The sequence below is a fragment of the Caldimonas sp. genome (assembly GCF_046289365.1).
In the GTDB taxonomy this organism is placed as follows: domain Bacteria; phylum Pseudomonadota; class Gammaproteobacteria; order Burkholderiales; family Burkholderiaceae_C; genus Caldimonas.
This window is the reverse complement of sequence record NZ_JBKBVU010000013.1, coordinates 23,988-36,509: the sequence shown is the minus strand read 5'-3', so window position 1 is coordinate 36,509 and position 12,522 is coordinate 23,988. Positions and strand designations below refer to the sequence as shown.

Annotated in this window: 14 protein-coding genes and 1 tRNA gene; 6 read left to right on the top strand and 9 right to left on the bottom strand. The window is 68.2% G+C overall.

Features of this window, described 5'->3' with window-relative positions; all coding sequences use genetic code 11:
- Positions 1-186 precede the first annotated feature (186 nt).
- The 5 genes from ACK42S_RS02740 to ACK42S_RS02720 all read right to left on the bottom strand — a co-directional run bounded on the left by ACK42S_RS02740 (position 187) and on the right by ACK42S_RS02720 (position 4,757).
- A complete protein-coding gene (locus ACK42S_RS02740; protein WP_409702986.1) occupies positions 187-774 on the bottom strand; it encodes a Spy/CpxP family protein refolding chaperone in 588 nt (195 codons plus the stop codon).
- Positions 775-930: 156 nt separating this feature from the next.
- Positions 931-1,761: a sulfate ABC transporter permease subunit CysW gene (cysW, locus tag ACK42S_RS02735; protein WP_409702984.1), complete on the bottom strand. Its 831-nt coding sequence runs from the start codon at positions 1,759-1,761 to the stop codon at positions 931-933.
- On the bottom strand, positions 1,758-2,615 hold the full coding sequence (gene cysT / locus ACK42S_RS02730; RefSeq protein WP_409702982.1) for a sulfate ABC transporter permease subunit CysT: 858 nt from the start codon (positions 2,613-2,615) through the stop codon (positions 1,758-1,760). The genes cysW and cysT overlap by 4 nt, the downstream gene beginning before the upstream one ends.
- Positions 2,616-2,667: 52 nt before the next feature.
- Positions 2,668-3,684, bottom strand: a complete 1,017-nt coding sequence (cysP, locus tag ACK42S_RS02725; protein ID WP_409702980.1) for a thiosulfate ABC transporter substrate-binding protein CysP — start codon at positions 3,682-3,684, stop codon at positions 2,668-2,670.
- 35 nt (positions 3,685-3,719) lie between these two features.
- Positions 3,720-4,757 carry a sulfate/molybdate ABC transporter ATP-binding protein gene (locus ACK42S_RS02720; protein WP_409702978.1) on the bottom strand — a complete coding sequence of 346 codons (1,038 nt, stop codon included), beginning with the start codon at positions 4,755-4,757 and terminating at the stop codon, positions 3,720-3,722.
- 224 nt (positions 4,758-4,981) lie between these two features.
- Between ACK42S_RS02720 and ACK42S_RS02715 the strand changes: the two genes are divergently transcribed.
- The 3 genes from ACK42S_RS02715 to miaB all read left to right on the top strand — a co-directional run bounded on the left by ACK42S_RS02715 (position 4,982) and on the right by miaB (position 6,930).
- Positions 4,982-5,058, top strand: a tRNA-Met gene (locus ACK42S_RS02715).
- Between the two features lie 109 nt (positions 5,059-5,167).
- On the top strand, positions 5,168-5,551 hold the full coding sequence (locus ACK42S_RS02710; RefSeq protein WP_409702976.1) for a hypothetical protein: 384 nt from the start codon (positions 5,168-5,170) through the stop codon (positions 5,549-5,551).
- Positions 5,552-5,562: 11 nt separating this feature from the next.
- Positions 5,563-6,930, top strand: a complete 1,368-nt coding sequence (miaB, locus tag ACK42S_RS02705; RefSeq protein ID WP_409702974.1) for a tRNA (N6-isopentenyl adenosine(37)-C2)-methylthiotransferase MiaB — start codon at positions 5,563-5,565, stop codon at positions 6,928-6,930.
- 14 nt (positions 6,931-6,944) lie between these two features.
- On the opposite strand, the gene ACK42S_RS02700 is transcribed toward miaB, so the two are convergent.
- Both ACK42S_RS02700 and ACK42S_RS02695 read right to left on the bottom strand, forming a co-directional pair.
- Positions 6,945-8,120, bottom strand: coding sequence for a 7TM diverse intracellular signaling domain-containing protein (locus ACK42S_RS02700; RefSeq protein ID WP_409702972.1), 1,176 nt, complete (start codon positions 8,118-8,120; stop codon positions 6,945-6,947).
- On the bottom strand, positions 8,113-8,397 hold the full coding sequence (locus ACK42S_RS02695; RefSeq protein WP_409702970.1) for a hypothetical protein: 285 nt from the start codon (positions 8,395-8,397) through the stop codon (positions 8,113-8,115). The genes ACK42S_RS02700 and ACK42S_RS02695 overlap by 8 nt, the downstream gene beginning before the upstream one ends.
- A gap of 80 nt (positions 8,398-8,477) precedes the next feature.
- Between ACK42S_RS02695 and hemA the strand changes: the two genes are divergently transcribed.
- From hemA to prmC, 3 genes are all read left to right on the top strand, one after another.
- On the top strand, positions 8,478-9,764 hold the full coding sequence (hemA, locus tag ACK42S_RS02690; RefSeq protein WP_409702968.1) for a glutamyl-tRNA reductase: 1,287 nt from the start codon (positions 8,478-8,480) through the stop codon (positions 9,762-9,764).
- 67 nt (positions 9,765-9,831) lie between these two features.
- Positions 9,832-10,923, top strand: a complete 1,092-nt coding sequence (gene prfA / locus ACK42S_RS02685) for a peptide chain release factor 1 (RefSeq protein ID WP_409702966.1) — start codon at positions 9,832-9,834, stop codon at positions 10,921-10,923.
- Entirely contained in the window at positions 10,920-11,753 is an 834-nt protein-coding gene (gene prmC, locus ACK42S_RS02680) for a peptide chain release factor N(5)-glutamine methyltransferase (RefSeq protein ID WP_409702964.1), read from the top strand. The genes prfA and prmC overlap by 4 nt, the downstream gene beginning before the upstream one ends.
- A gap of 3 nt (positions 11,754-11,756) precedes the next feature.
- Here prmC and ACK42S_RS02675 read toward each other — a convergent pair whose 3' ends face one another.
- The gene (locus tag ACK42S_RS02675; RefSeq protein ID WP_409702962.1) at positions 11,757-11,966 is read right to left on the bottom strand and encodes a hypothetical protein; all 210 of its coding nucleotides are present in this window, start codon (positions 11,964-11,966) and stop codon (positions 11,757-11,759) included.
- 140 nt (positions 11,967-12,106) lie between these two features.
- Entirely contained in the window at positions 12,107-12,424 is a 318-nt protein-coding gene (locus ACK42S_RS02670) for a hypothetical protein (RefSeq protein WP_409702960.1), read from the bottom strand.
- Positions 12,425-12,522 lie beyond the last annotated feature (98 nt).

Sequence of the window (12,522 nt, the reverse complement as noted above, 5' to 3'; positions counted from 1 at the left end):
GCCGGCCTGACGCAGGTAGTCGCCCACCATGCCGGTCAGGCGGGTGTCGTCGTCGATGAGCAGCAGGTGTGCAGACATCGGCATTTCCTCAGCGCACGTCATTGGCCGCACAGCATAGCGCCGGGCCGCGGCACGCAGCACGAGCAGCATCGCCAGGCGCTGCGTCCACCGGCCCGGTGCCGTCGGTCACCGAACCGGCGCCGGCGCAGCAGGCCGGTGCATCCCCTCGCGACGCTCATGCCTGCGCTCATGCCGGTGGTTCTGCAGGCGCTGCACGAGTTGGGTGCGCTGCTGTGGCGTCAGCACGGCGCTGATTTCCAGCAAGGCGCGGCTGATGCGACGGCTGCGTTCGTCCATCAAGGCGATATGTTGTTGCCGCATCGACTCCACGGCGGTTGCATCGACCTGGGGCTGCGTCCACACGCGCGCCGCCTGCTCCCTCAGCAGTCGCATCTTCTCACGCTGACCTTGAAGCTCCTGCGCTGCAGCGCGCGCGATGGCCCGGATCTGGTTTGTTTGCTCTTGATTGAGCTCCAAGTCCCGCGCCATCCGATCGACCATACGATCCACGTGCTGCGGATCGGCGCCCAACCGCAAGCCCATGCCGCCATAGAGCCCCCCTTCGTGCATGGCCGCTCGAAGCCCGCGTGGTTCGTCACGCCCGGCGTCGGGGGGCGCCGCAACGGCCGCCGAAGCGGCCACCAGCGCGACGGTAGCCACACCGACGGCGCCTGCTCGCCTGCACCACAGAGAAATCGAATCCATCATGCTCATGCGCTGACTCCTGGTTGCTGCCGGGCCCCATGCCCGGTGTCCATGAGCGTGACTGTGCGCCGCCACGGTATCGATGCTGTGCGGCGTACGTAAAGTTGTGTGTAGAGAGCGGCGTTCAGGCCGGCGCCGGGATCCGCGGCTCAGCGGCTCAGCGGCTCAGCGGCTCAGCGCCAGCGCTTGCAGCCGCTCCTGGCGCCACTCCATCACGCTCTTGAGCAGCAAGCTCAGCAGGGCCATGCACGCCAGCAGGGCTGCCGCCGTGAAGGCGGCAGCCACCTTGTAGTCATTGTTGAGCTGCTCGACCAGCAGGGGCAGCGTCAGCGTCTGGTTCATGATCGTGCCCGAGACCACCGCCACCGAGCCGAACTCGCCCACGGCACGCGCGTTGGTCGTGACCACCCCGTTGAGCAGGGCCCACTGGATCTTGGGCAGGGTCACACGCCAGAAGATCTGCCAACCGTTGGCCCCCAGCGTGAGCGCCACATGCTCCTCGTCGTTGCCGTGTGTCTGCATCAGCGGGATGAGGATACGCGCCACGTAGGGCGAGGTGATGAAGATCGTAACCAGTACGATGCCCGGCCAGGCAAAGATGATCTGGATGTCGTGCGAGGCCAGCCACTGGCCGAGCAGCCCTTCCATGCCATAGACCACCAGGTAGCACATGCCGGCCACCACCGGCGAGGTGGCGAAAGGAATGTCGATCAGCGTGGTGAGCAGCCGCCGCCCGCGGAATTCGTACTGCGTGACGCACCAGGCCAGGGCGATACCGAAGACCAGGTTGACGGGCACGGTGAGCACGGCCACCAGCAGGGTCAGGCTCAGGGCATGGCGCATGTAGCCTTCGGACAGGTTGGCCGCCAGCAGCGACCAGCCGCCGCTGAGCGCCTGGGTGAAGATCAGCACCAGCGGCAACACGAGCAGCAGCGCCGCTGCGCCCACGCCCAGGGCGATGAGCGCCCATTGATGTGCGTGTTGCGGTCGCTTCATCCGGCGCTCCTTTGCCAACGCAGCACACGGCCCTGCAGCACGTACAGGCCGAACATCAGCAGCAAAGAGGTCAGCAGGATCACCGTGGCGATCGCCGCAGCCGCCGGGTACTCGTATTCCTGCAACCGCACGAAGATCATCAGCGAGCTGACCTCGGTCTGGAAGGGAATGTTGCCGGCGATCATCACCACCGCACCGAACTCACCGAGGCTGCGGATGAAGGACTGGGCGCCTCCGGTGACCACGGCCGGGATCAGTGTGGGCAGGATCACACGCCAGAAGATCTGCACACGCGAAGCTCCCAGGGTGCGGGCGGCCTCCTCCACCTCGGGGCCGAGATCCTGCAGCACGGGCTGGATGGTGCGCACCACGAAAGGCAGGCTGGTGAAGGTCATCGCCACCACGATCCCCGGGTAGGCATAGGCGATCTTGAGGCCCGCCAGCTCGAACCACTGCCCCACCCAGCCGGTGGGAGCCAGCAGCACGGCCAGCGTCAAGCCCGCCACCGCGGTGGGCAGGGCAAAGGGCAGGTCGATCAGGGTGTCGAGCAGACGGCGGCCTGGAAAGTCGTAGCGCACCGTCACCCAGGCCAGCAACAGTCCGATCAGCACCGAGGCCGCGGTGGCGTACAGCGCGGCCCCGAGCGTGACGCGGTAGCTGGCCAGCACGCGCGGATCGGTGACGGCCTGCCAGTACTGCGCCAGGCTCAGCTCGGCCGAGTAGGCCAGCAGCGCCGACACCGGAAAGAGGATGACCAGCGTGATGTAAAAGCTGCTGATGCCCAGACTTGGCCCAAAGCCCGGCAGCACGGCGGGTCGGATGAGCAGCAGCGGACGGGAAGCGATAACGGCCATGGCAAGGCAGGCCCGTCACGGGCCCGCTCGGGTCGGAAGAATGGTGACGGGATCAGCGACGGCGGGCGAGCAACTGGTCCAGGATGGCGCCCGAGGCGAAGTGGGTCTCGCTGATCTTGTCCCACGGGCCCAGCACCTTGACGGGGTCGATCAGGCGGATCGGCGGGAACTTGTCGGCCGTGGCCTTGACCACCGTGGGCTCGTGCACGCGGTAGTTGAATGCGGTCAGCAGCAACTGGATCTCGCGGGTGTACTGGAAGTTGAGGTATTCGGTGGCCAGGGCACGGGTGCCTTTTTCATCGACCACCTTGTCCACCACCGCCACGGGGAACTCGGCCAGCACCGACACCGGCGGCACCACCACCTCCAGGCCCAGGGCCTTGAACTCGTCGCCCCGGGAGATGTTGATCACCTCGGACTCGAAGGTCAGCAACACGTCGCCCTGGTTGTTCTGCGCGAAGGCCACGGTGGCGCCGCGGCCGCCGGTGGGGAAGTTCTGCACGTTGGCCAGCAACCGGGCGACGAAGTCGCGCACCTGCGCCTCATTGCCCTTGAACTTCTCGTTCGCATAGAGCCAGGCGCCCAGGTAGGTGTAGCGCGCGTTGCCGGAGGTCTTGGGGTTGGGGAAGATGAGCTTCACGTCCTCGCGCACCAGGTCGTCCCAGGACTTGATGTTCTTGGGATTGCCCTTGCGCACCAGGAAGGCGATCGTGCTGTAGTAGGGCGAAGCGTTGTTCGGGAACTTTTTGGTCCAGTCGGCCGAGACCAGGCCGCGCTTGGCCAGAATGTCGATGTCGGTGGCCTGGTTGAAGGTGACGGTGTCGACCTTCTTGCCCTGGATGATGTCCTGGGCCTGGCGCGAAGTGCCGGCATGCGACTGGTCGATCCTCACGTCCTGGCCGGTCTTCTTCTTCCAGTGCTCGACGAACTTGGGGTTGATCGCCGCGAACAGTTCGCGGGCGATGTCGTACGACGCATTCAGAAGGGTGGGGCTGGACTGGGCCCAGGCACCCGGGGCGGCGGCGAAGGCGGCAGCCACGAGGCCGGCGCGCAAGAACTGCTTGAACATGATGACGATCCTTGGGATTCCTGGAACAGGGAAGATCAGGCGGCTTCGGCCTGAAAGCGCGTCACACGGCGCGGCTTCAGGTAGGCGGTGCTGCCGGGGGCCAGGCCGAGCTGCTCGCGCAGCGCCGCGAACCGGGCCCGCGGCATCTCGACGTCGACATAACAGCCGTCGTCCAGCCGCTTGAACTCGATGCGGGTGTTGGGGCCCACGGTCAGCGTCTGCGACAGCGTCACCGGCAAGGTGCCCTCCTCGGGCTGGCCCACGATATCGAGTTCGTGGGGACGCACATAGCTCACCTCGTCACCCGCGGTGGCCCCGCCCGGCGCATGGCCAAAACGGCCATGGAAGAGGTTCACGTCGCCCAGAAACTGCAGCACGAAGGGTGTGGCCGGGTGGTCATAGACCTCGTCGGGCGTGCCCTGCTGCTCGATGCGACCGTGGTTCATCACCACGATGCGGTCGGCCACCTCCATGGCCTCATCCTGATCGTGCGTGACGAAGACACTGGTCAGGTGGACCTCGTCGTGCAGCCGGCGCAGCCAGCGGCGCAGTTCCTTGCGCACCTTGGCGTCCAGCGCACCGAAGGGCTCGTCGAGCAGCAGCACCTTGGGTTCCACCGCGAGCGCACGCGCCAGGGCGATGCGCTGGCGCTGCCCGCCCGACAACTGGTGGGGATAGCGGTCGGCGATCCAGTCAAGCTGGACCAGCTCCAGCAGCTGCGTCACCTTCTTGCGGATCTGCTCCTCGCTGGGCCGCGTGGCCCGCGGGCGCACACGCAAGCCGAAGGCCACGTTCTCGAAGATCGTCATGTGGTTGAACAGGGCATAGTGCTGGAACACAAAGCCCACGTTGCGCTCGCGCACATCGGCCTCGGTGGCGTCCTCGCCATGGAAATGCACCGTGCCCGCATCGGGCCGCTCCAGCCCGGCAATGATGCGCAACAGGCTGGTCTTGCCCGATCCCGAGGGGCCGAGCAGGGCCACCAGCTCGCCCGAGGGGATGTCCAGGTTCAGGTGGTCGCACACCACCGTCTTGCCGAAGGCCTTGTAGAGGTTGCGCACCTCGATGCTCATGCCAACTCCTGCGGGCATGCAAGCCCCGAGCCAACCATCCAGACTGTGTGCATGACTGCGATCCGTCTCAAAACACTGCAGGGAGACGATGCTATCGAGGCGCCATCAGAAAGAGAACGAATATATAGTCCGTTACTTATTACTTTTTGCGTTAAATAATGGGGCGACAGCGTCCGCCAACCCTTGGCAATCGGTTCAGGAGCTGTCTATAATGGCGGGCTCTAGGCGCTTTAGCTCAGTCGGTTAGAGCGACGGAATCATAATCCGCAGGTCCGGGGTTCGAGTCCCTGAAGCGCCACCAGAGTCCCGGCCCCAGTCTTCGCCACTGGGGCCGTTTTCGTTTCGGCGGCGCAGGACGCATACTTCTTGGCCGCAATTCCGTCAACCACCGCAGCCCCTGGATCTACACCATGTTTCGCTGTGTGCTGATCGGCCTGACCCTGTCGGCCGCCACCCTCGTCGCCCAGGCCCAGGCCGTCGTGGCGCGCCAGTTCCCTGCCACGGCCTTGCGCGGCGAGATGGTCTTCGGGCAGCCTCCCGAGGTCCTGCTCAACGGCCAGCCGGCTCGTATGGTGCCGGCCTCGCGCATCCGCGGCACCAACAACCTGTTGCTGCTGTCGGGCGCCCTGATCGGCACCAAGGCCGTCGTGCATTACACGTTGGACCACCAAGGCTTCGTGAAGGACGTCTGGATCCTGCGCGAAGACGAGCTGAAGAAGCCCTGGCCGCGCACACCCGAGGAGGCCCGGACCTGGCACTTCGAGCCGATCTCGCAGACCTGGACCCAGCGCTGAAAGGAGGGGCCATGAGCAGTTCCGCGACCCCCAAGAAGGTTTACATCAAGACCTTCGGCTGCCAGATGAACGAATACGACTCGGCCAAGATGGCCGACGTGCTGGGCGCGGCGCAAGGCTATGTGCCCACCGATGACCCCGAGCAGGCCGACCTCATCCTCTTCAACACCTGCTCGGTGCGCGAGAAGGCGCAGGAGAAGGTGTTCTCCGACCTCGGGCGCGTCAAGCACCTGAAGAAAAAGGGCGTGAAGATTGGCGTGGGCGGCTGCGTGGCCAGCCAGGAGGGTGCGGCCATCATCGAGCGCGCCCCGTATGTGGACGTGGTCTTCGGCCCGCAGACCCTGCACCGCCTGCCGGAGATGCTGGCGCGCCGTGAATCGCAGAACCGCCCGCAGGTGGACATCAGTTTCCCCGAGATCGAGAAGTTCGACCACCTGCCGCCCGCCCGCGTGGAGGGCGCCTCGGCCTTCGTCTCCATCATGGAAGGCTGTTCGAAGTACTGCAGCTACTGCGTGGTGCCTTACACCCGCGGCGAGGAGGTCTCGCGCCCCTTCGAGGACGTGCTGGTGGAGGTGGCCGGTCTGGCCGACCAGGGGGTCAAGGAAGTGACGCTGCTGGGGCAGAACGTCAACGCCTACCGCGGCAAGATGGGCGACACCGCCGAGATCGCGGACTTTGCGCTGCTGCTGGAGTACGTGGCCGAGATCCCGGGGATCGAACGCATCCGCTACACCACGAGCCACCCCAACGAGTTCACGCAGCGCCTCATCGATGCGTACGCCAAGCTGCCTCAGCTCGTGAACCACCTGCACCTGCCGGTGCAGCACGGCTCCGACCGCATCCTCTCGGCGATGAAACGGGGCTATACCGCGCTGGAGTACAAGAGCACCGTCCGCAAGCTGCGCGCCGTGCGGCCCGGCATCAGCCTGTCGAGCGACTTCATCGTGGGTTTCCCCGGCGAGACCGAGGATGACTTCGCCAAGCTGATGAAGCTCATCGAGGACGTGGGCTTCGATGCGAGCTTCAGCTTCGTCTTCAGCCCCCGTCCCGGCACGCCGGCGGCCACCCTGCACGACGACACACCGCAGGAGGTGAAGCTCAGGCGGCTGCAGCACCTGCAAGCCACGCTCGAAGCCAATGTGCGTCGCATCAGCGACAGCCGCGTGGGCACGGTGCAGCGCATCCTGGTGGAAGGCCCGTCGAAGAAGGATCCCAGCGAACTCATGGGCCGCACCGAGTGCAACCGCATCGTCAACTTCCCCGGCGGCCCGAACGCGGCCCGGCTGGTGGGCCAGATGATCGACGTGCGGATCACGTCTGCCCTGCCGCACTCGCTGCGCGGCGAGGTGGTGGTGAAGGAAGCCGCGACGGCCTGCTGAGGCGGCCCCCAGGATCAGAGGCTGCGGATCAGCGCCCCGCTGCCGCGGCGGATCTGCCCGACGGCCTGGTCCAGCCGGTCGATCAGGGTCTGAGGGCGGCCCTTGAGGTCCTGCGGGATGCAGGCAATGGCCGCATGCAGGTGCAACCGCTCCAGCGGCGGCAATTCAGGATGGTGCTGCAGGCCCAGCTCCAGGATGCGCTGGGCCAGGGCCTGGGCCTCGGTGCGGCTTTGCACCTGCTCCAGCACGACGACGAAGCGCGCATCGTCCAGGCGCAGTGGAATGTCGGCCGGGCTGCACACCTCGCGCAGCACGCGGGCACAGGCTCTCATCGCCGCCTCGGTCACCTGGGCCCCGTGGGCGCGCTGCAGGTCCTCCAGGTTGGCCAGGCGCAGCATCACCACGGCGCCATAGGTGTTCATGCGCAGCGAACGCACCGCCAGCGACATCAGCAGGCCCGGCAGTTCGCCGCCATGCAGCAGGCCGGTCCAGCGGTCCAGGCGGGCGCCGTCGCGGCGCTCGCCAGGGTCGCGCAACAGGTCGCGGGCGCTGAAGTTCAACGCATAGGTGAGGATCAGGATCTCCAGCCCCGCGCCGGCGAGCATGCCGTAGCGGTCCCACCAGCCCCCCGCCGGCAGCCAACCCCGCTCGGTCGCGGACTCCAGTGCCACTCCCGCGGCTGCCGCCAGGAAGGCCGCCGCATACCAGCCGATATAGGGCAGCCGCACGCCGCGCAAGGCCCACAGCAGGAACACCACCGACAGCAGCGCCAGCAGGTAGTAGGCCCGCTGGGCCAGCGCGACCGAAGGCTCGCGGGCCAGCTCGGGCCAGACCACGTAGCCCGCGGTGAGTGCCACGCCAAAGGCCGCGACCACGACCGCCCAGCGGTCGGCCCGCCGGTTGCCCAGGGCCCGCGGCAGCACCCGCCGGGCGAACAGCAGGCTCACGGCGGCCAGCAAGGTGCCCGACACCAGCAGCGCCGCCTGCGCCATCGCCGGATCCTGGGCGCCCATAACGGGCTTGGCATAACCCAGTTGCGCGAGCTGGTACAGCACCATCATCACCACATGCAGCGCGTACCAGGCATTGACGGCGTCACCGCGCATCAGCGCCTCGCCGGTGGCGTAGGCCAGGGCCATGGCGGCCACCCCCAGGAAGAGCCCGAGCCAGAGTAGTTCGAGCTCAGCCATGCGTGCGCCCACCAAAGCCAGCCCAGGCCAGGGCCAGGGCCGTGGCGAGCACCATGGCGGCATAGGTGGCCACACGGCCGTCGGCCCCCCCCACGACGAGCCCCCCCAGCAAGGCGGCGGTGGCCGCTGCCGCACTCCAGCCCAGCAGGCGAGTCCAGGCCACGCCGCGCAGCCGGCGCCACCACAGCAGCTTGCTCAGCACCGTGGCCGTCGCCGCCAGACCCAGGGCCGGGGCGAAGAAGTTGAGCAGGTGCCACAGGGCGTCGAGGAAACCCATAGGAGACGATTGACGTGCGTCAAGAAGACCCGGCGGCCGGCCGGCTGCGGCCCAAAGCGCCGAATTTTATAATCGGCCCCATGAGCGTCATTGCCCTGGGCCTGAACCACACGAGCGCACCGCTGGACCTGCGCGGGCGCTTCGCGTTCACGCCCGAGCAGCTCCCCCCGCTGCTGCGCCAGTTGCGCGAGCGCTTGCAGCACACCCGGGAAGCGGCCCTCGTCTCCACCTGCAACCGCACCGAGCTCTACTGTGCCGCCTCGCCCGAGCTGGTGGCGCCCACGCTGGAATGGTTCGCCCAACTGGGCGGCGTGAGCGCCAGCCAGCTTCAGCATCACACCTATGTGCTCGAAGGCGGCCACGCGGCGCGCCATGCCTTCCGCGTGGCCAGCGGGCTGGACTCCATGGTGCTGGGCGAACCCCAGATCCTGGGCCAGATGAAGCAGGCCGTGCGGCAGGCCGATGTGGCCGGCACCCTGGGGACGACGCTGCACCAGCTCTTCCAGCGTTCCTTCGCCGTGGCCAAGGAAGTGCGCACCTCCACCGAGATCGGCGCGCATTCGATCAGCATGGCTGCTGCAGCCGTGCGTCTGGCCGGCCAGCTCTTCGAGGATCTGAGCGAGGTCAAGGTGCTCTTCGTAGGCGCCGGCGAGATGATCGAGCTGGCGGCCACCCACTTCGCCGCAAAGTCGCCCAAGGCCATGGCCGTGGCCAACCGCACGCTCGAGCGCGGCGAGAAGCTCGCCGCCCACTTCGGCGCCGAGGCCATTCGCATGGCCGAGCTGCCCAGCCGCCTGGCCGAGTTCGACGTGGTGGTGTCGTGCACCGCCAGCTCCTTGCCGATCATCGGCCTGGGAGCGGTCGAACGTGCGCTGAAAGCCCGCCGTCATCGCCCGATGTTCATGGTCGACCTGGCCGTGCCGCGCGACATCGAGCCCGAAGTGGCCCAGCTCGACGACGTGTACCTCTACACCGTGGACGACCTGAGCGCCGTGGTGCAGACGGCCGGCGAGAAGCGCCAGGCGGCCGTGGCGCAGGCCGAGGCCATCATCGAGACCGGCGTGCAAAGCTTCGTGCACTGGCTGGACCAGCGCGCCAGCGTGCCGCTGATCCAGGCCTTGAACGCCCAGACCGACGAGTGGCGGCGCATCGAGATCGCCCGGGCGCGCAAGGCCCTGGCCCGCGGTGAAGACGTCGAGGCCGTGCTGGAGGCGCTGTCGCGAGGCATCGCCAACAAGATGCTGCACGGAACCCTGGCCGAGCTGCACAGTGCCGATCCCAGGCACCGCCAGCACCTGGCCGAGACGGTCTCGCGCCTGTTCCTGCGCAGCGCCGCCACCGACCCCAGCCGCCAAGGCAAGCGCTAGTCCACCGGGCCTGCGCCCGGGCCGCCGCGGCCCGCCCCCTTCTTCCTGCCCGCTCCCTGATCGATTGATGAAAGACGCCCTGCGCCAGCAACTCGACCGCACCCTGCAACGCCTGCAGGAGCTGGATGCCGTGCTGGCCGCACCGGACGTGGTGGCCGACATCACCCGCTTTCGCGACCTGACGCGCGAGCACAGCGAGGTGTCGGCGCTGGCCGAGCGCTACCGCCGCTACCTGCAGCGCGAGCGGGACCTCGCCGCTGCCCGCGAGATGCTGGCCGACCCGGAGCTGGCCGAGATGGCCGCCGAGGAAGCCGCCCAGGCCGAGGCCGACCTGGCGCGCCTGGAGGCCGAGCTGCAGCGCGCCTTGCTGCCCCGTGACCCCGACGATGCCCGGCCGGCCTTCCTGGAGATCCGCGCCGGCACCGGCGGCGACGAGTCGGCACTCTTCGCGGCCGACCTGCTGCGCATGTACCTGCGCTACGCCGAGCGCCGGGGCTGGCGCAGCGAGATCCTCTCGGCCAGCGAGTCCGACCTGGGCGGCTACAAGGAAGTGGTCGTGCGTATCGAGGGCGAGGAGGTGTATGGCCACCTGCGCTTCGAGTCGGGCGGCCACCGCGTGCAGCGTGTGCCGGCCACCGAAACGCAAGGCCGCATCCACACCAGCGCCTGCACGGTGGCCGTGATGCCCGAGGCGGACGAGGCCGAGGAGATCCAGCTCAACCCGGCCGAGCTGCGCATCGACACCTTCCGCGCCAGCGGCGCCGGCGGGCAGCACGTGAACAAGACCGACTCGGCCATCCGCATCACCCACCTGCCCACGGGCCTGGTGGCCGAATGCCAGGACGACCGCTCCCAGCACCGCAACAAGGCCAAGGCCCTGGCGGTGCTGGCCGCGCGGCTGCGTGAGAAAGACCGGGCCGAGCGCGCCGCGAAGGAAGCGGCCACCCGCAAGAGCCTGATCGGCAGCGGCGACCGCAGCGACCGCATCCGCACCTACAACTTCCCGCAGGGCCGGCTGACCGACCACCGCATCAACCTCACGCTGTACAAGCTGGGCGCGGTGATGGAGGGCGAGCTCGACGACGTGATCGAGGCGCTGCGCAGTGCCCGGCAGGCCGAGCAGGCCGCCGAGCTGCTGCAAGAGCTGGGCATCGAATGACCACGGTGGCGCAGGCCCTGCAGGACGCTGCGGCGCTGGGGGTGGACCGGCTCGATGCACAACTGCTGCTGGCCGAGGTACTGGGGCTGGGTGAGCGTGAGGCACGCGCCTGGCTGCGGGCCCACGACACCGATCTGCTGGATGAACCGCAGCAGCAGCGCTTTCGGGCCTTGCTGCAGCGGCGCCGGGCAGGCGAACCGGTGGCCTACCTGCTCGGGCGCAAGGAATTCCATGGACTGATGCTGCAGATAGGCCCCGAGGTGCTGGTGCCGCGGCCCGACACCGAGGTGCTGGTGGAGTGGGCGCTGGAAGTCCTGAAGGACTGGTCCGCCCCACGGGTGCTCGACCTGGGCACCGGCAGCGGAGCGATCGCCCTGGCGCTGGCGCAGGCCCGGCCCGATGCTGACGTCACGGTGGTGGACCTCAGCCCGCAGGCGCTGCAGGTCGCGCTGTCGAATGCGACACGGCTGGGCCTGGCGCTGCGCGGCCTGCAGGGTTCGTGGTGGCAGGCCCTGCCGGCCGGCGAAGCCCCTTTCGATCTCGTCGTCAGCAACCCGCCCTACATCGCCGAGGGCGACCCGCATCTGGCCGACCTCAGGCATGAGCCGCTGCTGGCGCTGACCTCCGGGCCTGACGGGCTCGATGCCATCCGCACGATCATCGCGGGCGCCGCCCCGCATCTGCGCCCCGGCGCCTGGCTACTGCTCGAGCATGGCCACGACCAGGCCGACGCCGTGCAGGCCCTGCTGCGCCAGGCCGGGTTCGAGGCCGTGGACAGCCGCCGCGACCTGGGGGGACTCCGGCGTTGCACCGGGGGGCGCCGCGCCTGAGGCTCAGCCCCTGAAGCGCCCCCCTGCCACGTTGCCGATGTGGCGGTCGCCTTCGTAGAGGTCCCCGTTGCTGTGTTGCACGGCCACACGGTAGCCCTGCTGGCCGAACCATTGCGCCCACTGGCGCACACGCTGCTCATCGGGGTGCCAAGGCCCCTTGTCGGCCGTGGACAGGCGGCGCGGGCTGCCGCTGAGGAAACACACTCTCCACATGGTCTGCACGAAAGGCGCAGCGACGTTTCATGACGGCCCCCTGCACAGCGCAGCGGCGGCCGGCGCGGCCACTACCTTAGCGGGACATCGCCGGCCTGCCAAGCGAAGCTTGTCACGCCGCGGGTCAAAACCTCAGGGCGTCAGCAGCTTGGCTCGTAGAACAAGTCCTGCGGCGTGCCGGTGTAGAGGTTGGGGTTGATGTTGGGCACCTCGCGGTAGAACAGGTGCTTCTCGTGCACGCTGGACCGCACCCAGTGGAGATGCCGGTCGGCCGTGCACGTCGAGGCCACCCAGTCTTGGTCGAGCGCGCCGCTGGCATTGCGGCTGACATGCTGGCCGGCGCAATTCGACGAGGGTTGGAGGCCGCTGTCATCGCCTCCACCGCCGCTACCCGAAGGAAAGGGCGAGACCCCCGGGTCGCCGCCTCCGCCACCGCAGGCTGCAAGCAGCAACGCCAAGCGGCCGGCGACGGGCCGCGCCCTAGTAGAACGGCCCGCTCCAGGCATCCCAACGGGGAGGGTGCGGCGCACATGCAACGCCTATGATCGGGGCTGCC

Bases quoted from the DNA above. Each gene is read 5' to 3' on its own strand.
- ACK42S_RS02740 (WP_409702986.1), bottom strand. From the start codon at position 774: ATGAGCATGATGGATTCGATTTCTCTGTGGTGCAGGCGAGCAGGCGCC.
- ACK42S_RS02675 (WP_409702962.1), bottom strand. From the start codon at position 11,966: ATGTGGAGAGTGTGTTTCCTCAGCGGCAGCCCGCGCCGCCTGTCCACG.
- ACK42S_RS02695 (WP_409702970.1), bottom strand. From the start codon at position 8,397: ATGGGTTTCCTCGACGCCCTGTGGCACCTGCTCAACTTCTTCGCCCCG.
- ACK42S_RS02710 (WP_409702976.1), top strand. From the start codon at position 5,168: ATGTTTCGCTGTGTGCTGATCGGCCTGACCCTGTCGGCCGCCACCCTC.
- prmC (WP_409702964.1), top strand. From the start codon at position 10,920: ATGACCACGGTGGCGCAGGCCCTGCAGGACGCTGCGGCGCTGGGGGTG.
- hemA (WP_409702968.1), top strand. From the start codon at position 8,478: ATGAGCGTCATTGCCCTGGGCCTGAACCACACGAGCGCACCGCTGGAC.
- ACK42S_RS02720 (WP_409702978.1), bottom strand. From the start codon at position 4,757: ATGAGCATCGAGGTGCGCAACCTCTACAAGGCCTTCGGCAAGACGGTG.
- prfA (WP_409702966.1), top strand. From the start codon at position 9,832: ATGAAAGACGCCCTGCGCCAGCAACTCGACCGCACCCTGCAACGCCTG.
- cysW (WP_409702984.1), bottom strand. From the start codon at position 1,761: ATGAAGCGACCGCAACACGCACATCAATGGGCGCTCATCGCCCTGGGC.
- cysP (WP_409702980.1), bottom strand. From the start codon at position 3,684: ATGTTCAAGCAGTTCTTGCGCGCCGGCCTCGTGGCTGCCGCCTTCGCC.
- cysT (WP_409702982.1), bottom strand. From the start codon at position 2,615: ATGGCCGTTATCGCTTCCCGTCCGCTGCTGCTCATCCGACCCGCCGTG.
- ACK42S_RS02700 (WP_409702972.1), bottom strand. From the start codon at position 8,120: ATGGCTGAGCTCGAACTACTCTGGCTCGGGCTCTTCCTGGGGGTGGCC.
- miaB (WP_409702974.1), top strand. From the start codon at position 5,563: ATGAGCAGTTCCGCGACCCCCAAGAAGGTTTACATCAAGACCTTCGGC.